This is a genomic window from Duganella sp. LjRoot269, assembly GCF_964254095.1.
In the GTDB taxonomy this organism is placed as follows: Bacteria; Pseudomonadota; Gammaproteobacteria; order Burkholderiales; family Burkholderiaceae_D; genus Rugamonas; species Rugamonas hordei.
In genome coordinates this window covers 1,421,332-1,445,445 of the sequence record NZ_CAXUSL020000001.1, presented here as the reverse complement: position 1 = coordinate 1,445,445, position 24,114 = coordinate 1,421,332, and the positions used below count along the sequence as shown (strand labels likewise).

The following is a 24,114-nucleotide window of genomic DNA, read 5'->3' as shown; positions in this document are numbered from 1 at the left end:
TGGTGGCCAGTAATATGGAGATAAGGACAGGATCGATGTTATAGCCTCTGGTAGCAGGAGCCGTGCCGCTGCGAGCGGGCCGGGGGCGTTATTTTACCGCCCAGCCCGGTTTTATGCTTACTTTGGCTAAAATTTGATCAGGACACGCCGTTTTGCTTGAACCAGGCCAGCGTGCGGCCCCAGCCATCCTTGGCGTCCGCCTCGACGTAGCTCGGACGATAATCCGCATTGAACGCATGGCCGGAGTTCGGATAGATGACGAAGGTCGACTTGTTCGGTCCCTTGGCCAGCGCGGCCTTCATCACCGTGATCGATTCCTGCGTGATGCCGGTGTCCTTCAGGCCGTACAGGCCCAGCACCGGCACCGTCAGAGTGCCAGCGATATCGACCGGATGCCTGGGAAAGTTGGCGTTGGTCTCCCCGATCAGCCGGCCGTACCAGGCCACGCCGGCCTTCAGCGACGGATTGTGCGCGGCGTACAGCCAGGTGATGCGGCCGCCCCAGCAGAAGCCGGTGATGGCGATCTTGTCCGGATTGCCGCCGTTGGCCTTGGCCCAGGCCACCACCGCGTCGAGGTCGGTCATCACTTGCGCGTCCGGCGTCTTGGAGATGATGTCGCGCTGCAGGTCGGCGATCGAGGCCACCTTCTGCGGATCGCCCTGGCGCACGAACAGGTCCGGCGCCAGCGCCAGGTAGCCCAGCTTGGCAAAGCGGCGTGCGACGTCGGCGATGTGCTCGTGCACGCCGAAGATTTCCGAGACCACCAGCACCACCGGCAGATTGCTCTTGCCTTCCGGCTGGGCGCGGTACACCGGCACGGTCTGGCCGTTGACGGTGATGGTGATGGTGCCGGCGGTCAGGCCGACGGTATCGATGTGGATGACGTTCTGCGCCACCACCGGCATCGCGGCGGCGGCGAAGCCGGTGCCCAGCGCCACCTTCAGGAAGTCGCGGCGGTCGACGCCGTCCGACAGGCTGGTTTTGGCCAGCAAACTCTCTGCATCACGTTTCAAATCATCCATGCGATTCCTCCTTGATTAGTGTGCGGAAGCACAACTTAATGTGCTTCATCCCAGTTCTTACCAACGCCAACCTCTGCGATCAGCGGCACCTTCAATTCAGCCACGCCGGCCATCAGTTCCGGCAGCTTCTGCTTGACCAGTTCCAGCTCGGCATCCGGCACTTCAAGCACCAGTTCATCGTGCACCTGCATGATCATCTTGGTCTGCAGCTTGTCTTTTTCCAGCCAGTCCTGCACCGCCACCATGGCCAGCTTGATCAGGTCGGCCGCCGTGCCCTGCATCGGCGCGTTGATCGCCGCGCGTTCGGCGCCCTGGCGGCGCGGGCCGTTCGGCGAATTGATCTCCGGCAGCCACAGGCGGCGGCCGAACACCGTCTCCACGTAGCCGCGCGCCTTCGCCTGCAGGCGCGTGTCGTCCATGTACTGCTTGACGCCCGAGAAGCGCGCGAAATAGCGGTCGATATAGCTTTGCGCGGCGCCGCGCTCGATGCCCAGGTTGCCGGCCAGGCCGAACGCGCTCATGCCGTAGATCAGGCCGAAGTTGATCACCTTGGCGTAGCGGCGCTGCTCGCTGGTCACCTCTTCCGGCCCCACGCCGAAGATCTCGGCGGCGGTGGCGCGGTGGATGTCCACGCCTTCGGCGAAGGCGCGCAGCATGTTCTCGTCCTCCGAGATGTGCGCCATGATGCGCAGCTCGATCTGCGAATAGTCGGCCGACACGATATGGCTGCCCGGCGGCGCGATGAACGCCTCGCGGATGCGGCGGCCTTCCTTGGTGCGGATCGGGATGTTCTGCAGGTTCGGGTCGTTGGATGCCAGGCGTCCCGTCACCGCCACCGCCTGCGCGTAGTTGGTGTGCACGCGGCCGGTGTCCTGGTTGATGCCCTTCGGCAGCTTGTCGGTGTAGGTCGACTTCAGCTTGGACAGGCTGCGGTATTCCAGCAGCACTTTCGGCAGCGGGTAATCCTCGGCCAGCTTTTGCAGCACTTCCTCGTCGGTGGACGGCGCGCCGCTCGGGGTCTTCTTCACCACCGGCAGCTTCAGCTTCTCGAAGAAGATCTCGCCGATCTGCTTCGGCGAGCCGAGGTTGAACGGCTGCTCGGCCAGCTCATGCGCCTTGGCTTCCAGCTCGACGATGCGCGCACCCAGCTCGGCCGATTGAATGTTCAGCAGCTCGGCGTCGATGTGCACGCCGTTGCGTTCTATCTTCTGCAGCACCACGGCGGTCGGCAGTTCGATATTGCGGTAGATGAAGGCCAGCTTGGCGTCGTTTTCCACCTCGCCTATCATCGCCAGGTGCAGGCGCAGCGTGATGTCGGCGTCTTCCGCCGCGTAGTCGGTGGCGCGGCCGATTTCCACCTTGTCGAAGGTGATCATGCTGGCGCCCTTGCCGCACACGTCAGAGAACGGGATCGTCGTGTGGTTCAGGTGGCGCAGCGCCAGGCTGTCCATGTCGTGCGTGCGGTGCGATTCGAACACATAGGATTCGAGCAGCGTGTCGTGATGGATGCCCTGCAGCTTGACGCCGTGATTGGCGAAGATGTGGCTGTCGTATTTCAGGTTCTGGCCGACCTTGAGCTTGCTCTCGTCTTCCAGCCACGGCTTGAGTTTTTCCAGCACATGCTCGCGCGACAGCTGCTCCGGCACGCCCTGGTAGGTGTGCGCCACCGGAATGTAGCAGGCCACGCCCGGCTCCACCGACAGCGAAATGCCGACCATCTGCGCCGTCATCGGCTCCAGCGACGTGGTCTCGGTATCGACGGCGGTCAGCTTGGCCGCGCCGATCAGGGCGATCCACTTGTCGAGCTGCTCGTCGGTCAGCACGGTTTCGTAGTTGGTGGCGACTTTCGGCGCCTCGCCAAACATGTCCAGGTTGGCGGAAACGGCGCCGCCGGCCGCAGGTTCGGCACCGGCTGCGGCCTTGCCTACCGGCGCCTGCGGCGTCGTCGCGCCCAGCTCGCGCAGCAGCGTCTTGAAACCGTACTTGCTGAAGAAGGCCAGCAGCGTTTCCTGGTCCTCGCCGCGCGCCACCAGCGATTCGCTGATCGACATCATGTGGCCCGACAGGTCGCAGTCCAGCTTGACGGTGATCAGCTCGCGGCCCTTGGGCAGCCATTCCAGCGCGCTGCGCAAGTTCTCGCCGACCGCGCCGCTGATCTTTTCCGCGTTGGCGATCACGCCGTCCAGCGAGTCATAGGCGGTCAGCCACTTGAGCGCCGTCTTCGGCCCGCACTTGGACACGCCCGGCACGTTGTCGACGGTATCGCCGATCAGGGTCAGGTAATCGATGATGCGGTTGGGCGGCACGCCGAACTTGGCCAGCACGCCCGCCTCGTCCATCTTCTCGTTGGTCATGGTGTTGATCAGCATGACTTGCGGATTGACCAGCTGCGCCAGGTCCTTGTCGCCGGTCGACACCACCACGTTCATGCCGGCCTTGGCGGCCTGCACCGACAAGGTGCCGATGACGTCGTCCGCCTCCACGCCGTCGACCATCAGGACGGGCCAGCCCATGGCCTTGACCGCCTCGTGGATGGGCTCGATCTGCAGGCGCAGGTCGTCCGGCATCGAGGCGCGGGTGGCCTTGTATTCCGGATACATATCGTCGCGGAAGGTCTTGCCCTTGGCGTCGAACACGCAGGCGATGTAGGCGGCGGGATAGTCGGCGCGCAGGCGGCGCAGCATGTTGACCATGCCGTGCATGGCGCCGGTCGGATGGCCGTCGGGGCTGCGCAGGTCGGGCAGCGCATGGAAGGCACGGTACAGGTAGCTGGAACCGTCAACTAACAACAGGGTATTTTGCATAGGGACTAGATAAGGGTGAGGTGCGCCGTCAACAATGGCGGCTTTGCCACGAATGGCGCATTATCGCAGGTTTTCGGCGCCGTCCGGCAGGCGCCAGAGTTTCAATAATGACAATTTCGTGTTGCGCAAACCAGGAGCTTGCGCCTTTTAAAACAGCGAAGCGTGTCAGTTTGTTACAATGGATCATACATAAAAATTCCATGGCTATTCACACCCTCTAAGGCGATCCATCATGATGCGCACCTCCACCCTCCTGCCGGCCCTGCTGCTGACTCTGGTCACCCACGCGGCGTTGGCGCAGTCCACTCCCAGCCAGGCGCCGCCGAAACTGGAAAAGATAGAGGAAGTGGCGGACGACCCGATCACGGTCACGGCCAAGCAGACCCAGGAACACCAGATCTCCGAGAAGCGCGACAACAGCGGCAACGTCGTCGAAGCCACCGTCAAAAGCGGTCCGAGCACGTATAAACTGAAGCCGAACCACCCCGCCGGCACGGCCCTGCCCGGCGACGCCTTGGGCGGCGCCAACCGCGGCGCGCAATGGACGGTGATGGAGTTCGACATCGGCAAGAAGAAGAAAAAGACCACGGAAGAAGACGGTTCGGCGGACACCGCCGCGCCGCCAGCCGTGAAATAAAACAATAACGCAGGCGCCCGCCATGGCGGGCATCCTCAGCTAACCTCATCAGATTTTCACATGGCAGTGTTTACCCCGGTCTCCCTGGACGATATCGCCCAGTGGATCAAGCAATTCCCCCTCGGCTCGGCGTTGGCGCTCAAAGGCATCAGCTCCGGCATCGAAAACAGCAATTTCTTCCTGACGACGGAGCGCGGCGAGTTCGTGCTGACGATCTTCGAGAACCTGTCCTTCGAACAATTGCCGTTCTATCTCAAGCTGATGCACCACCTGGCCGACCGCGGCGTGCTGGTGCCGGCGCCGGTCGCCAACGACCAGGGCGAGCTGATCGTCGCCCTGCACGGCAAGCCGGCGTCCATCGTCAGCAAGCTCGAGGGCAGTTCGCAAATGGATCCGAAACCGGTGCATTGCGCCGCCGTCGGCGCCATGCTGGCGCGCATGCATATCGCCGGCCTGGACTACGAACTGCAGCAACCCAACCTGCGCGGCCTGGACTGGTGGAACGAAACCACGCCGCAAGTGCTGCCCTTCCTGTCGGACAGCAATGCCCACCTGCTGAAGGCTGAGATGCATTTCCAGGAAGCCTTTGCCGGCTGCCACACCTACCGCCAGTTGCAGGTGGGTCCGGTGCACGCCGACCTGTTCCGCAACAACGTCATGTTCGACGGCGAACGCCTGACCGGCTTCTTTGATTTCTATTTCGCCGGCTGCGACACCTGGCTGTTCGACGTCGCCGTCACCGTCAACGACTGGTGCATAGCCCTCGACACCGGCGTGCTCGACACGGCCCGCGTGCGCGCCCTGCTGGACGCCTACCACGCCGTGCGGCCGTTCACCGACGCCGAGCAAACCGCGTGGCAGCCGATGCTGCGCGCGGCGGCGCTGCGCTTCTGGCTGTCGCGCCTGTACGACTTCCACCTGCCGCGCGAGGCCGAGATGCTGACGCCGCACGATCCGACCCACTTCGAGCGCATCCTGCGCGAACGCATCGCCACGCCGGCGCCGGGGCTGCGCGGATGAGCAAGCTTCCCGCACGCGCAGGCTGGCACTGGGTCAAACAAGGCATGCAGGTATTCCGCAGGCAGCCGGGCGCGCTGATGGCGCTGTTCTTCTGCTGCATGTTCCTGTCGCTGTTTTCGCTGCTGATCCCGCTGATCGGCGGCATGGCGCCCATCCTGCTGGCGCCGATGTTCAGCGTGGCGCTGCTGCAGGCCTGCGCCGACATCGACGACGGCAAGCGCGCCATGCCCAACCTGGTGCTCAGCGGTTTCCGCAAGCCGGCGCGCCGGCCGCTGCTGGGCCTGGGGGTGCTGTACCTGCTGGTGATGCTGCTGTCGCTGACGGTGCTGAGCCTGATGGACGGCGGCGTGCTGGTGCAGATGGCCACCCGCCAGATCGAGATGGACCAGAAGCTGCTGGAGGATTCGCGCAGCGCGCTGTTCGTCTCGTCCGGCGTCTACATGGCCGGCTGGATGCTGACCTGCCTGGCCGCGCCGCTGATCTACTGGCAGAAAATGACGCTGGCCAAGGCGCTGTTCTTCAGCGTGGTCACCGTATGCCGCGACATCAAGGCCTTCCTCGCGGTGGCGATCGTGCTGTTCCTGATGTTCCAGGTCTGCACCGCGATCCCGGTGCTGCTGTTCGACTCGCCGCAGCTGGAAGTGGCCTCCATCTTCACCATCTTCCTGATGATGATCGTGCTGATGCACTGCACGCTGTATGCCAGCTACCGCCAGATCTTCGGTGCGCCGCCGCAGGCCGAAGCCGCGGCGGTCAAGCTGGACCAGCAAGATTAAGCTTTAACGCCCCATCCGTTCCAGCTTGGCGATGCTCAGGTCCAGCACCTTCATGCCGTGGCTGCCGAAGTTGATCTGGGCGCGCGCATTGCTGCCGCTGCCCTCGATGTTGACGATCACGCCTTCGCCAAACTTGCCGTGGGCGACCGATTCGCCGATGCGCCAGCCGGCGCCGGGCGCCTTCTGCGCGATCTTCTGCGCGATGGCATTGTCTGAACCGACCAGCGGCGTTTCGTCCCAGGCCGACTTCTTGTTGGCGAACCAGTGCGACTGCACTTTCGGCGACAGCCACTTCAACGACTCTTCCGGCAACTCGTCGAAGAAGCGCGACTTCATGTTGTAGCGGGTCTGTCCATGCAGCATGCGCGTCTGCGCAAAGCACATGTACAGGCGCTGGCGCGCGCGCGTGATCGCCACGTACATCAGGCGGCGCTCTTCCTCCACGCCGTCATGCTCGCGCGAGCTGCTCTCGTGCGGGAACAGGCCCTCTTCCAGTCCGGTGATGAAGACGTTGTTGAACTCCAGTCCCTTGGCCGAGTGCACCGTCATCATCTGCACGGCTTCCTGGCCGGCGGTGGCCTGGTTGTCGCCCGCCTCCAGCGACGCGTGCGACAGGAAGGCCGACAACGGCGACATCACGGTCGCCAGCGGCGCATCGGCGTCGAGGATCTCGAAGCCATCCTCGTTGACGATCGGCGCGCCGGACTGGGCTTGCGCCTGCGGGCCCAGGTGCGCGGGCGCGCCCTGGCCGAAGCCTTCTTCCGAGACGAACTGCGTGGCCGCGCTGACCATCTGCTCCAGGTTCTCTATGCGGTCGGCCCCTTCTTTTTCAGTCTGGTAGTGGGCCAGCAGGCCGGAAGCCTCCAGCACCACGCGCACCAGTTCCGGCAAGGCCATCTGCTGCGTCTCGAAGCGCGCGCCCTCGATCAGCTTGACGAAGCCGCCCAGCGACGAGCCGGCCTTGCCCGCCACATAAGGCACGGCGGCGTACAGCGAAATGCGGTGCTGGTCGGCGGCCGCCTGCAGCGCTTCGATCGAGCGCAGGCCGATGCCGCGCGTCGGGAAATTCACCACCCGCAGGAAGGCCGAATCGTTGTGCGGGTTGTCCATCAGCTGCAGGTAGGCGATCGCATGCTTGACCTCGGCGCGCTGGAAGTAGCGCAGGCCGCCATAGACGTGGTACGGAATGCCGGCCGAGAACAGCGCATGCTCGATCACGCGCGACTGCGCGTTGGAGCGGTACAGCACGGCGATCTCGCTGCGGGCGGCGCCGTCGGCGATCAGGTTCTTGGTTTCCTCGATGATCCACTGCGCCTCGGCCAGGTCCGAGCTGGCCTCGTAGACGCGCACCGGCTCGCCGTGGCCGGCGTCGGTGCGCAGGTTCTTGCCCAGGCGCTTGCTGTTGTTGGCGATCAGCACGTTGGCGGCATCGAGGATGTGGCCGTGCGAGCGGTAATTCTGCTCCAGCTTGATCAGGTTCTTGACGTGGAACTCGCGTTCGAACGCGCTCATGTTGCCCACGTTGGCGCCGCGGAAGGCGTAGATGCTCTGGTCGTCGTCGCCGACGGCAAACAGCGCGCCGCCGCCGTCGCGCTCGCCGTGGCCGGCCAGCAGCTTGAGCCACTTGTATTGCAGGTCGTTGGTGTCCTGGAACTCGTCGACCAGGATGTGCTTGAAGCGCTGCTGGTAGTGTTCGCGCAGCGGCTGGTTGCGGCTGAGCAGCTCGTAGGTGCGCAGCAGCAGCTCGGCGAAATCGACCACGCCTTCGCGCTGGCATTGATCGTCGTACATCTGGTACAGCTCGACCTTCTTGCGCTCGTCGGCGTTGTAGGGATCGATCTTGTCGGCGCGCAGGCCCTGGTCCTTGGCGTTGTTGATGAAGTACATCACCTCTTTCGGCGGAAACTTCTCATCGTCGACGTTGTTGGCCTTGATCAGGCGCTTGATGGCGGACAGCTGGTCTTGCGAATCGAGGATCTGGAAGGTCTGCGGCAGCGCGGCGTCGCGGTGGTGGGTGCGCAGCAGGCGGTTGCACAGGCCGTGAAAGGTGCCGATCCACATGCCGCGTGTATTAATCGGCAACATCGCCGACAAACGCGTCATCATCTCCTTCGCCGCCTTGTTGGTGAAGGTCACGGCGAGCAGGCCTGACGGCGACACCTGCCCGGTCTGGATCAGCCAGGCGATGCGGGTGGTCAGTACGCGGGTTTTGCCGGAGCCGGCGCCCGCCAGGATCAGGGCGCTTTGTGCCGGCAGGGTCACGGCGGCGAGTTGTTCGTCGTTGAGGTTGTGAAGAAGATTTTGCATCCCGTGATTATACCGGGACTCACCTCAACGACGCGCTTCAAGCCGACGGTACGGGCACCGCTTTGCCGTTTTTCTGGGCTTCACGTATCAGTTCCCTGGTCGTACGCTCGGCTTCGCGGCTGGCCTTGGCCTGCTCGCGGCCCAGTTCGCCCATCTGCCGGCCCAGTTCCACCATCGGCCGGTTTTGCTCGGCCATCTTGCGGCTCATTTCCTGCACCGGCACGTGCGCCTGGGCGATCTTTGCCGCCTGCGCGGAGATCTCGGCCTGGTATTGCGCTATCTGCTTGCCCAGCGGTTCCATTTCGGCGCGCAGCTGGTCCTGCCTGGCGCGGTAGGCGCGCATTTTCTCAGGAGTGGGATCGCCTTCTATTTCGCGCGCGGCCTGCTCCATCTTGCGGCCGACAGTTTCCTGCTGGCGCACCACGCGCTCCAGCTGGCGGTGCTGGCGTTCCAGCTCGCGCTCGGGTCCGCTGGCGGTCTCGCGGGAGACGGCTTCCATCTGCGCGCCTATCGCTTCCATCGCCTTGCCCTGCACTTCCATTTTCTTGCCCTGCTCTTCCATCTGTTTGCCGATGAGGTTGGCCGGCCCCCAGGCCTCGTTGACCTTGGCGAGCGTGACGGGATCCTGGATCACATAGGTTTTGTCGCCGTCGCGGAACCAGACGAAATCGCCCTTCATGGATTGGCGCATGCCGTCGACGCGGGCCAGGTCGCGCCTGTCGGCGGAGACGGTCATGCGGTCACGGTCGGCCTGCACCAGCGCGTAGGCGAAGTCGGCATCGTTGCGATTCATCGTCAGGCGGTCGAATTTGAAAGAGCGCACGCCGTTCGGACCGGTCTGGACCCGCAGGTCGGACGCAGCAATTGCAGGAACCGGTGGCAATGGGGGAATTTCCACGGCCCGCATCGCCGGCACTGCCGGCACTGCCGGGATGGCGGGAATGGCCGGAATGGCTGGAATAGCAGGAACCGGTGGCACTACATGGATCGCCATACGTGCTGCGGGTGCGGCAGGTGCGGCCGGCGCAGCTGGGGCTGCCGGAGCTGCCGGAGCTACTGGGGCTGCCTTGGCGGCGGGCGCGGCCTTGGCGACCGGCGCCGGCTTGGCGACCGGGTACGGCTCCGGCGCCGGCGCTGGCTCGGGAGCTGGCACCGGCTCGGGTGCGGGCGCAGGGGCAGGGGCAGGAGCCACCGCGCTTTGCGGCTCGGCCATGGCGGCAGCCGGCGGCGCGGCATGGGCGTAGAACACGGCGCCGGCGGCGAACAAACCCATCAAGGGCAAAGCCATCTTCCAGCTGACCGGTTCAACATCGGGACGCAGCAGGCGTTTGATACGAGACATGAGATTTCCTCCGTGAGCCGCGTGGGCAAGTTGTGTGGTATCGAACTGGAAACGATCCAGTTCCGACAGGGCTTGCGCCAGCCGTTGCGGCTGGCCGAGCATGCCTACCGCCAGGTCGTCGGCGATTTGTTCCCGCTCGATCCGTATCCTGCGTGACAAGGCCCAAACACTAGGGTGATAGAACAGCACGATTTCTATCGCGCTTTGAATCAGGTTGACCAGGTAGTCGTGCCGCTTGATGTGCGCCAGTTCATGCGCCAGCAGCGCTTCGAGCAAATCGGGCGGCATGCCGCTGACCAGCGCCGTCGGCACCAGCACGATCGGACGCCAGCAGCCGGCGGTGATCGGGCTGTCGAGCAGGTCGGCCACGCCCAGCCTGACGTGCTGCGGAATCTCGAAGCGGCGCGCCAGCTCGGACAAGCGGCGCTGCCAGTAATGATTGACGGTGTATTCGTCGGGACGGGTGCGCTCGGCCACCCATTTCAGGCCCACCGCCAGCCGCAGCGACATCAGCGCCGCGCCGGCCAGCCACAGGCCGACCACCCACGGCAGCTGGCGGCGCAACATGGTTTCCCACGCCGACAAGGTATCGTCGCTGAACAGGGTCGGCACGATGGCGGCGGCGCCAAGTCCGGCGCCGGCCGTGCCATCGGCATCGACCAGCACGCTCAGCATGTGGACCGCGCTGTCGCCGCGGTTGGCGTCGGCCAGGTGCATGAAGATGCTGGCCAGCGGCAGCGCCGCGCACAACAGCATGCCGGCGCAGGCCACCGCATACCGGGTCTGCGGACGGGCGCCGCGCAGCGCATACATCGCCAGCGCAACGCCCCAGCCGATCAGCAGGCCTTGCCAGATGAAATGCAGCAGTGCCCAGCCTACTGCGGGCACCAGGGCCGGCAGGACGCTATTCATAAGCGCCTGCCTGCCGTGAAATCGTCACCATGCGTATTGCTTCCATGCCGCACTCCCAGTTGATGGATGTAGAATAAATTATCTAGATGACGATGTCTAGAACTTTTTTTCTACATGCGGCCAACGGTGTTTAACGTGCGCGCTTGGCGCTGATGGTCACGACCGGCATCTTGACGCCGTCCACCACGGCCACCTTCACCGAGCCGGGATCGATTGCGGGTGCGGTGCGCACTTCGGCGCTGGCGTAGCCGGTGGCGCACAGGATGACTGCGCTGGCTACAAAGATGACTTCCATGTTTTTCAGTACGTTCATGATGTTTCTCCTTCAGTGGTGGGCCTTGCTTCCATGACTCCACTGTAGACAAACACCCCGCCGAGCGCCTGCGGATTGCGACGGAATGCAGCTTTGACGGAGCAAAGCGCATCCCGCCGCGACGGACGTCAGTAAATGACCACCGAACGGATCGATTCGCCGCTCTTCATCAGGTCGAAGCCTTCATTGATGCGCTCCAGCGGCAGACGGTGGGTGATCAGGTCGTCGATATTGAGCTTGCCTTCCATGTACCAGTCGACGATCTTCGGCACGTCGGTGCGGCCGCGCGCGCCGCCGAAGGCCGAACCCTTCCACACGCGCCCCGTCACCAGCTGGAACGGACGGGTGGAAATCTCCTGCCCCGCCGCCGCCACGCCGATGATGATCGACTGGCCCCAGCCCTTGTGGCAGCACTCCAGCGCCTGGCGCATGGTGGTGGTGTTGCCGATGCACTCGAAGCTGTAGTCGGCGCCGCCGTCGGTCAGCTGGATGATCGCGTCGACCACGTTGTCCACCTCCTTGGGATTGATGAAGTGGGTCATGCCGAACTTGCGCGCCATCTCCTGGCGGGCCGGGTTGATGTCGACGCCGATGATCTTGTCGGCGCCCACCATTTTGGCCGCCTGGATCACGTTCAGGCCGATACCGCCCAGGCCGAACACGACGACGTTGGCGCCCGCCTCCACCTTGGCCGTGAACAGCACGGCGCCGACGCCGGTGGTCACGCCGCAGCCGATGTAGCAGACTTTATCGAACGGCGCGTCCTCGCGGATCTTGGCCAGCGCGATTTCCGGCACCACGATGTAGTTGGAGAAGGTCGACGTGCCCATGTAGTGATAGATCGGCTTGCCGTCGATGGAGAAGCGGCTGGTCGCATCCGGCATCAGGCCGCGGCCCTGGGTCGAGCGGATCGACTGGCACAGGTTGGTCTTTTGCGACAGGCAGAACTTGCATTGGCGGCATTCCGGCGTGTACAGCGGAATGACGTGGTCGTCCTTCTTCAGCGACTTGACGCCGGGGCCGACGTCGACCACCACGCCCGCGCCCTCATGGCCCAGGATGGCCGGAAAGATGCCTTCCGGATCGGCGCCCGACAGCGTGTAGTAATCGGTGTGGCAGATGCCGGTGGCCTTGATTTCCACCAGCACCTCGCCCTCGCGCGGACCGCCCAGTTCCACTTCCTCGATCGTCAGCGGTTTGCCCGCCTGCCATGCAATGGCTGCTTTGGTTTTCATTGTTCGTCCTGTGGCTGCGTTGTTCGGGATGCCGGAACGGGCGTGCCGTTCCGGTGATCCGCCATGATAGCAAGCCGGGGACGATCTGTGGTGCGGGGACTATTGCGGCTCGACCGGCATCGCCTGGCCGATGCCGAGCAGGTCGGACACCGTGCGCCACAGCTGGCGCGGCGAAGTCCACGGCTTGGGCAGGAAGGCGCTGCCGACGGTGTGGCGTTCCGGGTGGCGCGCCGAATACAGCAGCACCCGGGCGTCGCCCTGGCGCATGCGCACCGTCGACAGCAGGTCGGCGCCGTCGCCGTCCGGCAGGTCGGGATCGATCACCACCAGCGCGAACTGCTCCAGCTCCAGCAGCCGCTGCGCGGCCGCGAAGGTCGCCGCGTGGGTGACGTGGGTTTCCGGCACAAGCAAGGTCGACAGCACCAGCGCGGCGTCGGCGTCGCCGTCCACATGCAGCACGCGCGGCGCCGTCGCAAAGATGGAAAAGCCGATGGCAGCACCGCCCTCCTGGTCGTTGAAGGGCCGGTAGGTGTCCTGGGAAATATCGTTGGTCATGGGTGTCTCCGCACACAAAGCTGATAGAAATGCGATGCCCGGCTACTGGGTAAGACTGGGAATCGCAGACGATCGGCGGAGTTGGGCCGAGGGAATCAAGACGGGCGCAGGGAACAGGCGGCCGGTGAGGCGGCAGGCGCAGGTTGGAGGCCCTGCCGCGTAGTACTACGTATAGTGTATCTGAAAAATTCCCGAAGGCAAGAAAATGCTTGCCTTCAGGCACAGATGTTTACTTTTTGAGACGCTGGTTGAAGGCGGCGTGCAGGCTGTTCAGTGTTTCCTCGGCCGACAGCAGCTGGTCGGCCACCTCGTTGACCTTGCGCCGGTTGGAGCGGGCGTGGTCGCGCAGCACCTCGAAGGCGGTGTTGCGGTCGGTCTGGAATTTGCACATCAGCAAGCCGACGGCCAGGCTGGTCTCGCGGCCGGCGGCCAGCGCCGCGTTCAGGTTCAGCTCGGTGCGCCGCAGCTGGCGGATTTCGTCGGCGCGGGCCAGGCCGGCGGCAAAGGCCGGCATCAGATGCTTCTCGTCGACCGGCTTGACCAGGAAGCCGACCGCGCCATAGGAGGCGGCCTGCTTGCCGGCGTCGGCGTCGCCGCGGCCGGACAGGAACATGAAAGGCACCGAACTGGTCGCGTGCAGCTGCTTGGCCAGCTCCAGGCCGTTCATGCCGGGCATGTGAATGTCCAGCAAGGCCAGGTCGGGCTCGCGCTGGGCGATCGCCTGCAGGGCCTGCTCGGCGGACGACGCTTTCAGGATGTCGTAGCCGGCGTGGCCGAGCACCTCGCCGAGGAAGTCGAGCAGCAGTTGATCGTCGTCGACGATGAGTATCAAACGCTTCGGGCTGGTAGGTACATTCATGTGGCGGCAACCTTGGGCTTAAGCTAACGCTCCAATTATACGGCCGAAAACCACCCGTGACGCGAACGTTTTATTGCATTTTGTACAGCGCCAGGAAGCGGCCGACGGCGGCGGCCACGCTGTCGGCCTGGTACACGCTGCTGATGGCGGCCACCATGTTGGCGCCCCTGTCCACCAGCGGCGCGGCGTTTTTCGGCGTCATGCCGCCGATGACGACGGTCGGCACGGCGATCGCCTCGCGCGCCTGGTCGAGGATCTCCAACTTGGTAGTCACCGCGTATTTCTTCACGCGCGACGGGTAGAAGCCGCCGAACGCCACATAGCTGGCGCCGGCCGCCTGCGCATCCAGCGCGCGCGGCATGTCGCCGTAGCAGGAGGCGCCGATGATCTTGCCGGAGCCGAGCCGGGCGCGGACCTGCGCGACTTCGGCGTCGGTGCCGCCGAGGTGGACGCCGTCGGCATCGATCTGCTCGCACAGCTCGACGAAATCGTTGACGATGAACGGCACGCCGTAACGCAGGCACAGCGCCAGCAGCGCCGTGGCCTGCGCCAGGCGCAGTTCGGGGCCGGCTTCCTTGTGGCGGTATTGCAGCATCGCAATGCCGTCGCGGCCGGCGGCCAGCGCCTGTTCGCTCAGGTCCAGCAGGCGGTCGGTGTCGTCCCAGTTGGGGGTGACCAGGTAAAGTCCTTGCATGATGCCCTCTCAGGTTAGGGGTGAGCGCAGCGGAATGCGCTGGCCGGCGGCCACCGCGTAGGCGTCGCGCAGCGCGCCGTGGGTGTATTGCTGGGCCAGCGACAGCGCGCCGGCGGTCGGCGCGCCCAGCGCCAGCTGGCCGGCGATGGCCGACGCCAGCGTGCAGCCGCTGCCGTGGAAGCCGCCGTCCAGGCGCGGCCAGCGCCATTCGCGTTCGGCATCGCCGGCGCGCACGGCGCCGTGGGACGGGCCGAACCAGCGGTTGACCACTTCGTCGCCGTCGGCATGGCCGCCGGTGATCAGCACATGGCGGCAGCCGCGCGCCAGCAGCGCCTGCGCCTGGGCGGCCGGCTGGGCTTCGCCCGTCAGCGCCTGCGCTTCCGGCCCGTTCGGCGTCAGCACCGTCGCCAGCGCCAGCAGCGGCGCCAGTGCCTTCACGGCGTCATCGCGCGACAGCAGGTCGCCATGGCCGCTGGCCAGCACCGGATCCAGCACCACCGGCAGGTCTGGCTGGCGGCCGCGCAAGTGCACGATCACCTCGGCGATCGCCAGCGCATTGGCCGCGCTACCGGGGATGCCGATCTTCACCGCGCCGATGGCCATCTTCTCGACCAGCGTCCACGCCTGGCGCAGCACCATGCCGCTGTCGACCGGCTGCACGCCGTGGACGCGGTCATTGTCCTGCACCGTCAGCGCGGTGACGACGGTGAGCGCATGCGCGCCCTGCCCGGCGACGGCCTGCAGGTCCGCCGCGATGCCGGCGCCGCCGGACGGATCCATCCCGGCGAACACCAGCACGCAAGGCCGCTTGTCCGCAGCCTGCAGCGTCGCGCTCACGACAGCCGGCCGGCCATCGGCGACGACGGCGAGGCCGCGAACTTGCGCGGAATGCGGCCGGCCAGGTAGGCCTCGCGGCCCGCCTGCACCGCCAGCTTCATGGCGCGCGCCATGCGCACCGGATCCCGCGCGCCGGCGATGGCGGTGTTCATCAGCACGCCGTCGCAGCCCAGCTCCATCGCGATGGCGGCGTCGGACGCGGTGCCGACGCCGGCGTCGACCAGCACCGGCACCTTGGACTGCTCGATGATCAGCGACAGGTTCCAAGGATTCAAAATGCCCATGCCGGAACCGATCAAAGAGGCCAACGGCATCACCGCCACGCAGCCGATGTCCTCGAGGATCTTGGCCTGGATCGGATCGTCGCTGCAGTAGACCATGACGTCGAAGCCATCCTTGACCAGCGCCTCGGCGGCGATCAGCGTTTCCGGCATGTGCGGGAACAGCGTCTTCTCGTCGCCCAGCACTTCGAGCTTGACCAGCTTGTGGCCGTTCAACAGCTCGCGCGCCATCTGCAGCGTGTAGATGGCGTCCTTGGCGGTGTAGCAGCCGGCCGTGTTGGGCAGGATGGTGTATTGCGACGGCGGCAGCACGTCCAGCAGGCTGGGCGCCTTCGGATCCTGGCCGATGTTGACGCGGCGGATCGCCACGGTGATGATTTCCGCTTCGGCGGCGTCGGTCGCCTCGCGGGTTTGCGGCAGGTCCTTGTACTTGCCGCTGCCGACCAGCAGCCGCGATGTGTAGCTCTTGCCTGCGATAGTCAATACGTCTTGATTGCTCATGTCCGTTCCTTATTCAAGTTCCTTGCCGATCAACCGCCGCCGATGGCGCGCACGATGTCGACCTTGTCCTGCGGCTGCAGCTCGCGCTGCGGCCACTGCTGGCGCGGCACCACCGAGCGGTTGACCGCCAGCGCCAGCGCCTGCCCCGTCAACGACAGCGCATCGACCAGTTGATCCAGCGTCTGCCTCGGCGGCACCGCGTGCGGCGCGCCGTTGAGTTCAATCTCGATCATGCCGGCCTCACAGCTTGCGATACAGCTCGGCGCCGCTCTTGATGAACTCCACCGCCTTGACCTGCATGCCCTGCTGCAGCGCCGCGCCGTCGGACATGCCGTTGGCCGCCGCGTACTCGCGCACTTCCTGCGTGATCTTCATCGAGCAGAAATGCGGACCGCACATCGAGCAGAAGTGCGCCACCTTGGCCGAATCCTTGGGCAGGGTCTCGTCGTGGAACTCGCGCGCCTTGTCCGGATCGAGGCCGATGTTGAACTGGTCGTCCCAGCGGAATTCGAAGCGCGCCTTGGACAGCGCGTTGTCGCGGATCTGCGCGCCCGGATGGCCCTTGGCCAGATCGGCCGCATGGGCGGCGATCTTGTAGGTGATGATGCCGTCCTTGACGTCGTTCTTGTCGGGCAGGCCCAGATGCTCCTTCGGCGTGACGTAGCACAGCATCGCCGTGCCGTACCAGCCGATCTGCGCGGCGCCGATGCCGGAGGTGATGTGGTCGTAGCCGGGCGCGATGTCGGTGGTCAAAGGCCCCAGCGTGTAGAACGGCGCTTCGTGGCACTGCTCCAGCTGCAGGTCCATGTTCTCTTTAATGAGCTGCATCGGCACGTGGCCGGGGCCTTCGATCATCACCTGCACGTCGTGCTTCCAGGCGATCTGGGTCAGCTCGCCCAGGGTTTTCAGTTCGCCCAGTTGCGCCTCGTCGTTGGCGTCGTAGATCGAGCCGGGACGCAGGCCATCGCCCAGCGAGAACGACACGTCGTAGGCCTTCATGATCTGGCAGATCTCTTCGAAGTGCGTGTACAGGAACGATTCCTTGTGATGCGCCAGGCACCACTTGGCCATGATCGAACCGCCGCGCGAGACGATGCCGGTCAGGCGCTTGGCCGTCATCGGCACGTAGCGCAGCAGCACGCCGGCATGGATGGTGAAGTAGTCGACGCCCTGCTCCGCCTGCTCGATCAGCGTGTCGCGGTAGATTTCCCAGGTCAGGTCCTCGGCCTTGCCGTTGACCTTTTCCAGCGCCTGGTAGATCGGCACGGTGCCGATAGGTACCGGGCTGTTGCGGATGATCCATTCGCGCGTTTCGTGGATATGCTTGCCGGTGGACAGGTCCATGACGTTGTCGCCGCCCCAGCGGATGGCCCAGGTCATCTTCTCCACTTCCTCGCCGATCGACGAGGTGACGGCCGAGTTGCCGATGTTGGCGTTGATCTTGACCAGGAAGTTGCGGCCGATGATCATCGGCTCGATTTCCGGGTGGTTGATGTTGGCCGGGATGATGGCGCGGCCGCGGGCGATTTCCTCGCGCACGAATTCCGGCGTGATCTCGGCCGGGATGCTGGCGCCGAACGACTGGCCCGGATGCTGGCGGCCCATCAGGTCGGCCAGGCGCTGGCCCATCGGGCCGGACGTCTTCAGGCTCTCCAGGTATTCCTTGCGGCGCAGGTTTTCGCGGATGGCGACGAACTCCATCTCCGGCGTGATGATGCCCTGGCGGGCGTAGTGCATCTGCGTGACGTTCTTGCCCTCGCGCGCGCGGCGCGGCTTGCGGTGCAGGTTGAAGCGCAGCTCAGCCAGCGCCGGATCGGCCAGGCGCGCCTGGCCATATTCGGAGGTCGGTCCGTCCAGCTCCTCGGTGTCGTTGCGCTCCAGTATCCACGGCAGGCGCGGCGTCGACGCCAGGCCGGAACGGATGTCGATCACCGCGTCGGGATCGGTGTACGGGCCGGAGGTATCGTAGACGTAGATCGGCGGATTGGCCTCGAAGCCGAACGATGCCGGCGTGTCGGACTGGGTGATTTCGCGCATCGGCACGCGGATGTCGGGACGGCTGCCTTGAACGTAGACCTTGCGGGAATTGGGTAAAGGCTTGATGGCTGCCTCGTCCACCGTGGCGGTGGCGGAGAGGAATTTGGCGTTGGCGTTCATTTGGCTCCTTTGTTAGCTACAGGAGCCAGCAAAGGAGGTTGGACTTGCCCATCACGGATACGGCGATGTGTGGCGGCGATGTCCTAAGCTTCCCTTCGCTGGCATTATCCAGATCAGGTTCGGAGGGTATTTCTCACCCGCGCCTCGCTGTGCGATTTGCAGGACCCCTAGCGTTTGCCACCTTGCGGCAGCGCGACGATTATAACCTTGCCTTGGGAATTACAACAACCGATTCTTCCTCGGTACAGAAAATACCCTGCGTGCGGACTCAAGCGAGCCGAGGTGTAACAAATGTAAGAGGCGCGCGCTATGTTCGGCATCGCACATAAAAGTTTCTAGAAAGAACTCACACTATCCGCACAGCGACACCGTCGTCGCCACAACAAGCGCCAGACGCGCGATTATCGGGAGACCCATCATGAAACCAGCACGCCCATCCATCTATCTTGCCGCCGCCGCGGCCGTGTCCCTGTCCGGCCTGAGTGCCTGCGGCGGCGGTGGCGGCAGCAGCGGCGATACCGCCCCCCCAGTCACCATGGGCACGCTGGCCGTGTCGATGACGGACGCGCCGTCTTGCGGCTTCGATGCCATCAACGTCACGGTCAACAAGGTACGCGTCAACCAGAGCAGCTCGGCCAGCGACACCGATGCCGGCTGGACCGACATCACACTGAACCCGGCCCGCAAGATCAACCTGCTGACCCTGACCAACGGCACGCTGGAGGCGCTGGGACAAACCGCGCTGACCGCCGGCCACTACACGCAGCTGCGGCTGGTGCTCGACCCGAACACGAGCAACGGACTGGCCAACTCAGTCGTCGTCAGCGGCAGCACCACCGAGCAATCGCTGGATACGCCGAGCGCGGTGCAAAGCGGCATCAAGCTGATCAACGCCTTCGATGTCGCCGCAGGCCAGCGCGTCGACCTGGTGCTGGACTTCGACGCCTGCAAATCCATCGTCACCAAGGGCAACGGCAAGTACGCGCTGAAACCGGTGGTGAAGGTGATCCCGACCACGCTGAACGGCATCGGCGGCTTCGTCTCGACCGCGCTGCTGGCCAGCCACGTGATGGTGTCGGCGCAGCAGAGCGGCGCCATCGTCAGCGCCACCACGCCCAATCCCACCACCGGCGAGTTCGCGCTCAGCCGCCTGCCGCTGGGCAATTACGACGTGGTGGTCACGGCCGACAGCCGCGCCGCCGCCGTGGTCGGCACAGTGCCGGTGACCAGCACCTCGGCCACGGTCGCCATCAGCACCGCCGCCGCGCCGATCACGCTGCCGGCCACCGCCACCGGCAGCATCGGCGGCACCGTCACGCTGACGCCGGCCAGCAGCACCGCCACCGCCTACGTCGCCGCCAAGCAGAGCTTCGTGGCCGGGCCGACGGTCACGATCAAATACCAGGGCGCCGACCTGGCCAGCGGCAGCTACACGCTGAGCGGCCTGCCGGTCGGCGCGCCGCAGTACGCGGTGTACAGCGCCACGCTGCCGCTGCAATTCGCCAGCGCCGCCACCGTACTGCCGGGCGCGGGCAAATACATGGTCGAGGCCTCCGCCGAGGGCTACACCACGGCCAGCCTGCCGCTGGTCGACATCTCGCTGCTCAATCAAAGCAACGTCAACTTCAGCCTGAAGCCATAAGCGCCGGGAGGCGAACCGGGCTTGCCCTTCTACCGGAAGGGCAAGCCCAGCAACCTGATCAATTGGCGGTCGCCGGGATATTGCTCGCGGTCCGCCACGCCCAGCCGCTCCGGCGCCGCGCCCGGCAAGCGGAAGGTGCCGAACAGCTGGTCCCAGATCGAGACGGTGGCGCCATAGTTCCCTGCCTCATCCAGGTTGGCGCCGTGATGAAAACGGTGCAGCTCGGTGCCGATCAACAAGCGGTTGAACCATCCCGCCCTGGCATCGACGTTGAAGTGCGACACCAGCCCCTGGAAGCCATTGAACGCCGAGGCGGCGAACACGGCCGCCGGCGAAAAGCCGAACAGGATGGCCGGTAGCATCAGCAGAACGCGGACGTAGGCGCTGTTGATGGGATGACCCACCACATGCATGAACACGTACACCTCGCCAGGCAGATGGTGGATCGCATGGGTCTTCCACAGCCAGCGGCCCAGCCAGCCCCGCCCTTCATGGCTGTAGCGATGCAGCCAGTACCAGAGAAAATCCGACATCAGCACCGCGCAGACCGCTTCCACCTGCCAGGGCAGCGCGCTGTGATGAAGCGGTAGCCCCGCGTGACGACCGGCCAGCCAGGTCACGGCCTGCGTGGTCGCGGCAATCGTCGCGCCGTTGACGACCAGCATCGGCAAATCGCGCCGCAGGAACGATGCCCGGGTCATGTTCCACTCGCTGCGCATCGGCGCGAGTCGCTCCAGGGCCACCATGGTGGCGATCAGGGTCAGCAGATAAACCGGATAGGCTTGGCCAAGCGGCCCGAGCCGGCCGCCGACCGCGGCGTGGATGAAAACCAGCGTGGCGGCCAGGGCGAGCGGATAAAACAGATAGCACCGCCAGTTCGGGCGGGACGCGGCGAAAGGCCGCACGGGCACAAGGGGATCGGACATGGACTACACTCCTGGAATGGACACGTGTTCATGATCGCCCACGGTTCTTCGCCGCGACAGCGCGAAGGCCGGGGCGGTGTCCGTTAGCAGACATCCACCCGCTTTATGTCCAGGAACGCCATGACCGACAGCACACCAGCACCGGACCGTCGCGTCCTCAAAACCAAGGCAGCACTGCGCGACGCGATGCTGGACTTGATGGCTCTGCGTGGCTGGGACGAGCTGACCATTCAGGAGATTTGCGACCATGCCAACGTGGGCCGCTCGACCTTCTACGTGCACTATCAGAGCAAGGAGGACCTGCTGTCCGAAGGCCTGAACGAGTTGCGCGACATGATCGCCGCGCAGGGGGCGGACACGGAACATGCCGGCTGCCACTTTCTGGCCGGCCTGCTGAGCCACATGGCACAACAGCGCGACGTGTTCAGGGCCGCCATCGGGCGCCGCAGCGGGCACGGCGTGGCGCGCCGCTTCCGGCACATGGTGTTCCAGCTGGTGGTGATCGAACTCAAACGGCGACGGCACCCGGCCGCCGCGCATCCATGGGTGGCCATGTTCGTGGCTGGCGGCATCGTCGAGGCGATGGCGTGGTGGGTGGACGCGCCCGAGCCGCCGTCGATCGACGACATGCGGCGCGAGCTCGACGAACTGGCCCTGGCCGCGCTGGGGGGCGCAGCCGCGGGTTCAATCCTTGAATGAAGGCGGGCGCTTGCTCATGCCGGACATCATGGCCTCCTGCAGGTCGGCCGACATCAGCATGGCCGCGTTCCAGGTGGCGTTGTAGTTCAGGCCATCGGCCACCGTGTGGTCGCGGGCGTAGGTGATCATTTCCTTCACGCCGCGGATGGCCAGCGGCGCCTTGGCGGCAATGTCGGCGGCGATGGCGCGCACGCCGTCGCGCAAGGCTTCCGGCGAGTCGAACACACGGTTGACCAGGCGGATGTCCTTCGCCTCGGCGGCATCGACCTTGCGCGCCGTGTAGGCCAGCTCGCGCGCCATGCCGTCGCCGATCAGCTTGGGCAGGCGCTGCAGCGTGCCGATGTCGGCCGTCATGCCGATGTCGATTTCCTTGATGGTGAACCAGGCATCGGCCGAGCAGTAGCGCATGTCGGCGCAGCAGATCAGGTCGATGCCGCCGCCGACGCAGGCGCCGTGCACGGCCGCCAGCACCGGCTTGCGGCAGCGCTCCAGGCTGGTCAGCGTATCCTGCAGGTCGAGGATCACGCGGCGCAGGTTCTCGCGCGTGCGGCCGTCGCAGTCGTCGCGGATCTGCGCGCCCAGGCCCATCATCATCTGCAGGTCGATGCCGGCGGTGAAGCCCTTGCCCTCTCCTTCCAGAATCGCCACTCGGATCTCCGGCGTCGCATCGATGTACTGGAAGGCGCTGCGGATATCGTTCCACATCGCCAGGTTCATCGCGTTCATCTTCTCCGGGCGGTTCAGGCGCACGGTGGCGATATGGTCTTCGACGCCGACGGTCACGGTTTCAAAACTGGGCATTGCTGTCTCCTTTGAATGATGGCGAAAGCATACTCCAGATGCGGCGGCCGGCACAGCATCGCCGGCCGCCGTCGCCCCTATTGCGGGAGGTAGGTCAAGGTCAGCGTGTAGCTCGACGCCGCATAGCCGTTCAGCAGCACATAGGCGTTGCCGTTGGCGGCGTACGACACGGTGCAGCTCTCGGTGCTGCTCGGACCGTCGGACTTGCAATCGTAGCTGCTGGTGGTCGCCGCGCCGGCCTTGCGCACGTACAGGTCGGTGTCGCCGGTGCCGCTGAGCGCCGCCTTGAAGCTGCCGCCGGCGGCCACCAGGTAAGGACCGTAGGCGCGGGTCTGGCCCTTGGCCAGGCTGCCGGTGAAGGTCTCGGTGCGCTCGGCCGGCGGCGTCACGCCGGCGCCGTCGCTGCCCAGCTCCACCGCGTAGGCCAGCGCCATGCGCGCGAACTTGAGCGCGTGGTCGGCCTGGTTGCCGCTGTTGGCGTAGGTGTCGTTGGCGGTATGGATGTAGGGATCGTCCTCGCCCATCGCCGCCTCGAACGGCATCGACGACCAGTAGCCGGCCGAGGTCCACGACGCATGGTCGGAACAGGCGTAGCCGCACTTGTCGTAGCCGATCTTCAGCGTCGGCAGGTAGGTCGTGATCAGGTTGGCGACGAAGGTGTTCTGCGCGTTGTCGGTGTAGTCGGTGTACAGGTAGATGTCGTTGACCGAGCCCTTGTAGTTGGTCATGTCGAGCTGCATCACGCCGACCACGTTGACGTTGTTGGCCTTGTGGTTCTGGGCGATGTCCTGCGAGCCGCGCAGGCCGACTTCCTCGGCGGCGTAGCCGATCATCTTGATGGTGCGGCGTGGCTTGTAGCCGCTGGCGATCATCACCCGCAGCATCTCGGTCATGCTGGCGATGCCGGAGGCGTCGTCGTCGGCGCCGGGCGCCTTCGTGGTCTCGCTGGTGCCGGCCTGGTTGATCGAATCGAGGTGGCCGCCCAGCACCACCACTTCGTTCGGGTTGTCGGTGCCGGTGATGGTCAGGATCACCGACTTTTGCGGGTAGGCCGAGTGGGTGTACTGGGTCACGGCGATGTCGCTGCGGCCGGCCGCCATCGTGGTCCAGCGCTGCTTGAGCCAGTTCGACGCGTTGACGCCGTTGTTGGTCGTGTAGTAGCGGTTGGCGTAGGACGACATGTCGATGATGGTCTGGCCGATGTTGCTTGCTTGCATCTGGGCCAGCATGGGATTGACCACGCTTTGCTGGTCGATCGCATACGACGGCCGCGCCGCGGCCAGGCCCGCCAGCGTGGTGCGGGTCTTGGACGGCGTCAGCGCGGCGATGCCGGCCGCCTCGCTGGCGTGGAACATGAAGCCGCCGCAGCGGTGCAGTTCGCGGTGCACGGCGGCCGACAGCGCCAGCATCTGCCGCTCGTCGACTTCGACCAGATGGATTTTCTCCTGTCCGGCCAGGGTGGCGCGGCTTTCGCGGGCCACCGCCTGCGGCGCCGCCTTCTGCAATTGCGCATACGCGGCGTCGCCGACGCTGATCCAGACCTTGTTGGACTGGGCCAGCGCGGAAGCCGATGCGCCGGCGAATAAGCCTGCGATCAGCACAGCAATGAGTCGTGTGGTCATTTCCGTCTCCGTGTTATCAAAAAATTATTGGGATCGGAAACGGTATGCTTTTGGCGGCCACGAGTCAAAAATCTTGCAAAATTCGACAATGTGACGGGAAATGTCCGGAGTTTAACAAACGCCGATGCGCGCATGGCTTGCCGCGTCATCTATAATGGCTGTTTTCGCAAAC

At 65.1% G+C, this 24,114-nt stretch carries 21 protein-coding genes and 1 riboswitch; of the genes, 5 read left to right on the top strand and 16 right to left on the bottom strand.

Features of this window, described 5'->3' with window-relative positions; genetic code table 11:
• Positions 1 to 137: 137 nt before the first annotated feature.
• Both ACSQ3S_RS06305 and polA read right to left on the bottom strand, forming a co-directional pair.
• Positions 138 to 1,022, bottom strand: coding sequence for a dienelactone hydrolase family protein (locus ACSQ3S_RS06305; RefSeq protein ID WP_436141884.1), 885 nt, complete (start codon positions 1,020 to 1,022; stop codon positions 138 to 140).
• 35 nt (positions 1,023 to 1,057) lie between these two features.
• Positions 1,058 to 3,826, bottom strand: a complete 2,769-nt coding sequence (gene polA / locus ACSQ3S_RS06300; protein WP_436141883.1) for a DNA polymerase I — start codon at positions 3,824 to 3,826, stop codon at positions 1,058 to 1,060.
• 232 nt (positions 3,827 to 4,058) lie between these two features.
• Here polA and ACSQ3S_RS06295 point away from each other — a divergent pair, with 232 nt between their 5' ends.
• The 3 genes from ACSQ3S_RS06295 to ACSQ3S_RS06285 are packed head-to-tail and all read left to right on the top strand — an operon-like array spanning position 4,059 to position 6,259.
• Positions 4,059 to 4,463 carry a hypothetical protein gene (locus ACSQ3S_RS06295; RefSeq protein WP_176654752.1) on the top strand — a complete coding sequence of 135 codons (405 nt, stop codon included), beginning with the start codon at positions 4,059 to 4,061 and terminating at the stop codon, positions 4,461 to 4,463.
• 60 nt (positions 4,464 to 4,523) lie between these two features.
• A complete protein-coding gene (locus ACSQ3S_RS06290) occupies positions 4,524 to 5,483 on the top strand; it encodes a homoserine kinase (protein WP_436141882.1) in 960 nt (319 codons plus the stop codon).
• Entirely contained in the window at positions 5,480 to 6,259 is a 780-nt protein-coding gene (locus ACSQ3S_RS06285; RefSeq protein WP_353399546.1) for a BPSS1780 family membrane protein, read from the top strand. The genes ACSQ3S_RS06290 and ACSQ3S_RS06285 overlap by 4 nt, the downstream gene beginning before the upstream one ends.
• 3 nt (positions 6,260 to 6,262) lie before the next feature.
• Here ACSQ3S_RS06285 and ACSQ3S_RS06280 read toward each other — a convergent pair whose 3' ends face one another.
• From ACSQ3S_RS06280 to thiC, 11 genes are all read right to left on the bottom strand, one after another.
• Positions 6,263 to 8,566: a UvrD-helicase domain-containing protein gene (locus ACSQ3S_RS06280; RefSeq protein ID WP_176654756.1), complete on the bottom strand. Its 2,304-nt coding sequence runs from the start codon at positions 8,564 to 8,566 to the stop codon at positions 6,263 to 6,265.
• A 37-nt stretch (positions 8,567 to 8,603) separates the two neighbouring features.
• The gene (locus ACSQ3S_RS06275) at positions 8,604 to 10,820 is read right to left on the bottom strand and encodes a M56 family metallopeptidase (protein WP_436141881.1); all 2,217 of its coding nucleotides are present in this window, start codon (positions 10,818 to 10,820) and stop codon (positions 8,604 to 8,606) included.
• 130 nt (positions 10,821 to 10,950) lie between these two features.
• Entirely contained in the window at positions 10,951 to 11,133 is a 183-nt protein-coding gene (locus ACSQ3S_RS06270) for a hypothetical protein (protein WP_176654758.1), read from the bottom strand.
• Between the two features lie 128 nt (positions 11,134 to 11,261).
• Complete coding sequence (locus tag ACSQ3S_RS06265; protein WP_413447083.1) at positions 11,262 to 12,368, bottom strand: S-(hydroxymethyl)glutathione dehydrogenase/class III alcohol dehydrogenase; 1,107 nt, start codon at positions 12,366 to 12,368, stop codon at positions 11,262 to 11,264.
• Positions 12,369 to 12,467: 99 nt separating this feature from the next.
• Complete coding sequence (locus tag ACSQ3S_RS06260; protein WP_176654760.1) at positions 12,468 to 12,923, bottom strand: response regulator; 456 nt, start codon at positions 12,921 to 12,923, stop codon at positions 12,468 to 12,470.
• A 229-nt stretch (positions 12,924 to 13,152) separates the two neighbouring features.
• Positions 13,153 to 13,782 (bottom strand): ANTAR domain-containing response regulator, encoded by a 630-nt coding sequence (locus tag ACSQ3S_RS06255; protein ID WP_176654761.1) that lies wholly within the window; start codon positions 13,780 to 13,782, stop codon positions 13,153 to 13,155.
• 70 nt (positions 13,783 to 13,852) lie between these two features.
• Complete coding sequence (gene thiE, locus ACSQ3S_RS06250) at positions 13,853 to 14,476, bottom strand: thiamine phosphate synthase (protein WP_436141880.1); 624 nt, start codon at positions 14,474 to 14,476, stop codon at positions 13,853 to 13,855.
• A 9-nt stretch (positions 14,477 to 14,485) separates the two neighbouring features.
• A complete protein-coding gene (thiD, locus tag ACSQ3S_RS06245) occupies positions 14,486 to 15,256 on the bottom strand; it encodes a bifunctional hydroxymethylpyrimidine kinase/phosphomethylpyrimidine kinase (protein WP_436144996.1) in 771 nt (256 codons plus the stop codon).
• 53 nt (positions 15,257 to 15,309) lie between these two features.
• A complete protein-coding gene (locus tag ACSQ3S_RS06240; RefSeq protein WP_353399531.1) occupies positions 15,310 to 16,095 on the bottom strand; it encodes a thiazole synthase in 786 nt (261 codons plus the stop codon).
• A gap of 29 nt (positions 16,096 to 16,124) precedes the next feature.
• The gene (gene thiS, locus ACSQ3S_RS06235; protein ID WP_176654764.1) at positions 16,125 to 16,328 is read right to left on the bottom strand and encodes a sulfur carrier protein ThiS; all 204 of its coding nucleotides are present in this window, start codon (positions 16,326 to 16,328) and stop codon (positions 16,125 to 16,127) included.
• Positions 16,329 to 16,335: 7 nt separating this feature from the next.
• On the bottom strand, positions 16,336 to 18,252 hold the full coding sequence (thiC, locus tag ACSQ3S_RS06230) for a phosphomethylpyrimidine synthase ThiC (protein WP_176654765.1): 1,917 nt from the start codon (positions 18,250 to 18,252) through the stop codon (positions 16,336 to 16,338).
• 73 nt (positions 18,253 to 18,325) lie between these two features.
• A riboswitch (TPP riboswitch) is annotated at positions 18,326 to 18,431 on the bottom strand.
• A gap of 239 nt (positions 18,432 to 18,670) precedes the next feature.
• Here thiC and ACSQ3S_RS06225 point away from each other — a divergent pair.
• Positions 18,671 to 19,894 carry a DUF4382 domain-containing protein gene (locus tag ACSQ3S_RS06225; RefSeq protein ID WP_436141879.1) on the top strand — a complete coding sequence of 408 codons (1,224 nt, stop codon included), beginning with the start codon at positions 18,671 to 18,673 and terminating at the stop codon, positions 19,892 to 19,894.
• 29 nt (positions 19,895 to 19,923) lie between these two features.
• Here the strand turns inward: ACSQ3S_RS06225 and ACSQ3S_RS06220 are convergent, their stop codons facing one another.
• Positions 19,924 to 20,820 carry a sterol desaturase family protein gene (locus ACSQ3S_RS06220; protein WP_436141878.1) on the bottom strand — a complete coding sequence of 299 codons (897 nt, stop codon included), beginning with the start codon at positions 20,818 to 20,820 and terminating at the stop codon, positions 19,924 to 19,926.
• Between the two features lie 105 nt (positions 20,821 to 20,925).
• Between ACSQ3S_RS06220 and ACSQ3S_RS06215 the strand changes: the two genes are divergently transcribed.
• Positions 20,926 to 21,519, top strand: a complete 594-nt coding sequence (locus ACSQ3S_RS06215) for a TetR/AcrR family transcriptional regulator (protein ID WP_436141877.1) — start codon at positions 20,926 to 20,928, stop codon at positions 21,517 to 21,519.
• Here the strand turns inward: ACSQ3S_RS06215 and ACSQ3S_RS06210 are convergent.
• Together ACSQ3S_RS06210 and ACSQ3S_RS06205 are read right to left on the bottom strand one after the other, a co-directional pair.
• The gene (locus tag ACSQ3S_RS06210; protein ID WP_436141876.1) at positions 21,505 to 22,320 is read right to left on the bottom strand and encodes a crotonase/enoyl-CoA hydratase family protein; all 816 of its coding nucleotides are present in this window, start codon (positions 22,318 to 22,320) and stop codon (positions 21,505 to 21,507) included. The genes ACSQ3S_RS06215 and ACSQ3S_RS06210 overlap by 15 nt on opposite strands.
• 77 nt (positions 22,321 to 22,397) lie before the next feature.
• Positions 22,398 to 23,942, bottom strand: coding sequence for a M20/M25/M40 family metallo-hydrolase (locus tag ACSQ3S_RS06205; protein ID WP_436141875.1), 1,545 nt, complete (start codon positions 23,940 to 23,942; stop codon positions 22,398 to 22,400).
• Positions 23,943 to 24,114: the final 172 nt, after the last annotated feature.

Coding starts and splice junctions, on each gene's coding strand:
- ACSQ3S_RS06305 (WP_436141884.1), bottom strand. CDS start 1,022: ATGGATGATTTGAAACGTGATGCAGAGAGTTTGCTGGCCAAAACCAGC.
- polA (WP_436141883.1), bottom strand. CDS start 3,826: ATGCAAAATACCCTGTTGTTAGTTGACGGTTCCAGCTACCTGTACCGT.
- ACSQ3S_RS06295 (WP_176654752.1), top strand. CDS start 4,059: ATGATGCGCACCTCCACCCTCCTGCCGGCCCTGCTGCTGACTCTGGTC.
- ACSQ3S_RS06290 (WP_436141882.1), top strand. CDS start 4,524: ATGGCAGTGTTTACCCCGGTCTCCCTGGACGATATCGCCCAGTGGATC.
- ACSQ3S_RS06285 (WP_353399546.1), top strand. CDS start 5,480: ATGAGCAAGCTTCCCGCACGCGCAGGCTGGCACTGGGTCAAACAAGGC.
- ACSQ3S_RS06280 (WP_176654756.1), bottom strand. CDS start 8,566: ATGCAAAATCTTCTTCACAACCTCAACGACGAACAACTCGCCGCCGTG.
- ACSQ3S_RS06275 (WP_436141881.1), bottom strand. CDS start 10,820: ATGAATAGCGTCCTGCCGGCCCTGGTGCCCGCAGTAGGCTGGGCACTG.
- ACSQ3S_RS06270 (WP_176654758.1), bottom strand. CDS start 11,133: ATGAACGTACTGAAAAACATGGAAGTCATCTTTGTAGCCAGCGCAGTC.
- ACSQ3S_RS06265 (WP_413447083.1), bottom strand. CDS start 12,368: ATGAAAACCAAAGCAGCCATTGCATGGCAGGCGGGCAAACCGCTGACG.
- ACSQ3S_RS06260 (WP_176654760.1), bottom strand. CDS start 12,923: ATGACCAACGATATTTCCCAGGACACCTACCGGCCCTTCAACGACCAG.
- ACSQ3S_RS06255 (WP_176654761.1), bottom strand. CDS start 13,782: ATGAATGTACCTACCAGCCCGAAGCGTTTGATACTCATCGTCGACGAC.
- thiE (WP_436141880.1), bottom strand. CDS start 14,476: ATGCAAGGACTTTACCTGGTCACCCCCAACTGGGACGACACCGACCGC.
- thiD (WP_436144996.1), bottom strand. CDS start 15,256: ATGGATCCGTCCGGCGGCGCCGGCATCGCGGCGGACCTGCAGGCCGTC.
- ACSQ3S_RS06240 (WP_353399531.1), bottom strand. CDS start 16,095: ATGAGCAATCAAGACGTATTGACTATCGCAGGCAAGAGCTACACATCG.
- thiS (WP_176654764.1), bottom strand. CDS start 16,328: ATGATCGAGATTGAACTCAACGGCGCGCCGCACGCGGTGCCGCCGAGG.
- thiC (WP_176654765.1), bottom strand. CDS start 18,252: ATGAACGCCAACGCCAAATTCCTCTCCGCCACCGCCACGGTGGACGAG.
- ACSQ3S_RS06225 (WP_436141879.1), top strand. CDS start 18,671: ATGAAACCAGCACGCCCATCCATCTATCTTGCCGCCGCCGCGGCCGTG.
- ACSQ3S_RS06220 (WP_436141878.1), bottom strand. CDS start 20,820: ATGTCCGATCCCCTTGTGCCCGTGCGGCCTTTCGCCGCGTCCCGCCCG.
- ACSQ3S_RS06215 (WP_436141877.1), top strand. CDS start 20,926: ATGTCCAGGAACGCCATGACCGACAGCACACCAGCACCGGACCGTCGC.
- ACSQ3S_RS06210 (WP_436141876.1), bottom strand. CDS start 22,320: ATGCCCAGTTTTGAAACCGTGACCGTCGGCGTCGAAGACCATATCGCC.
- ACSQ3S_RS06205 (WP_436141875.1), bottom strand. CDS start 23,942: ATGACCACACGACTCATTGCTGTGCTGATCGCAGGCTTATTCGCCGGC.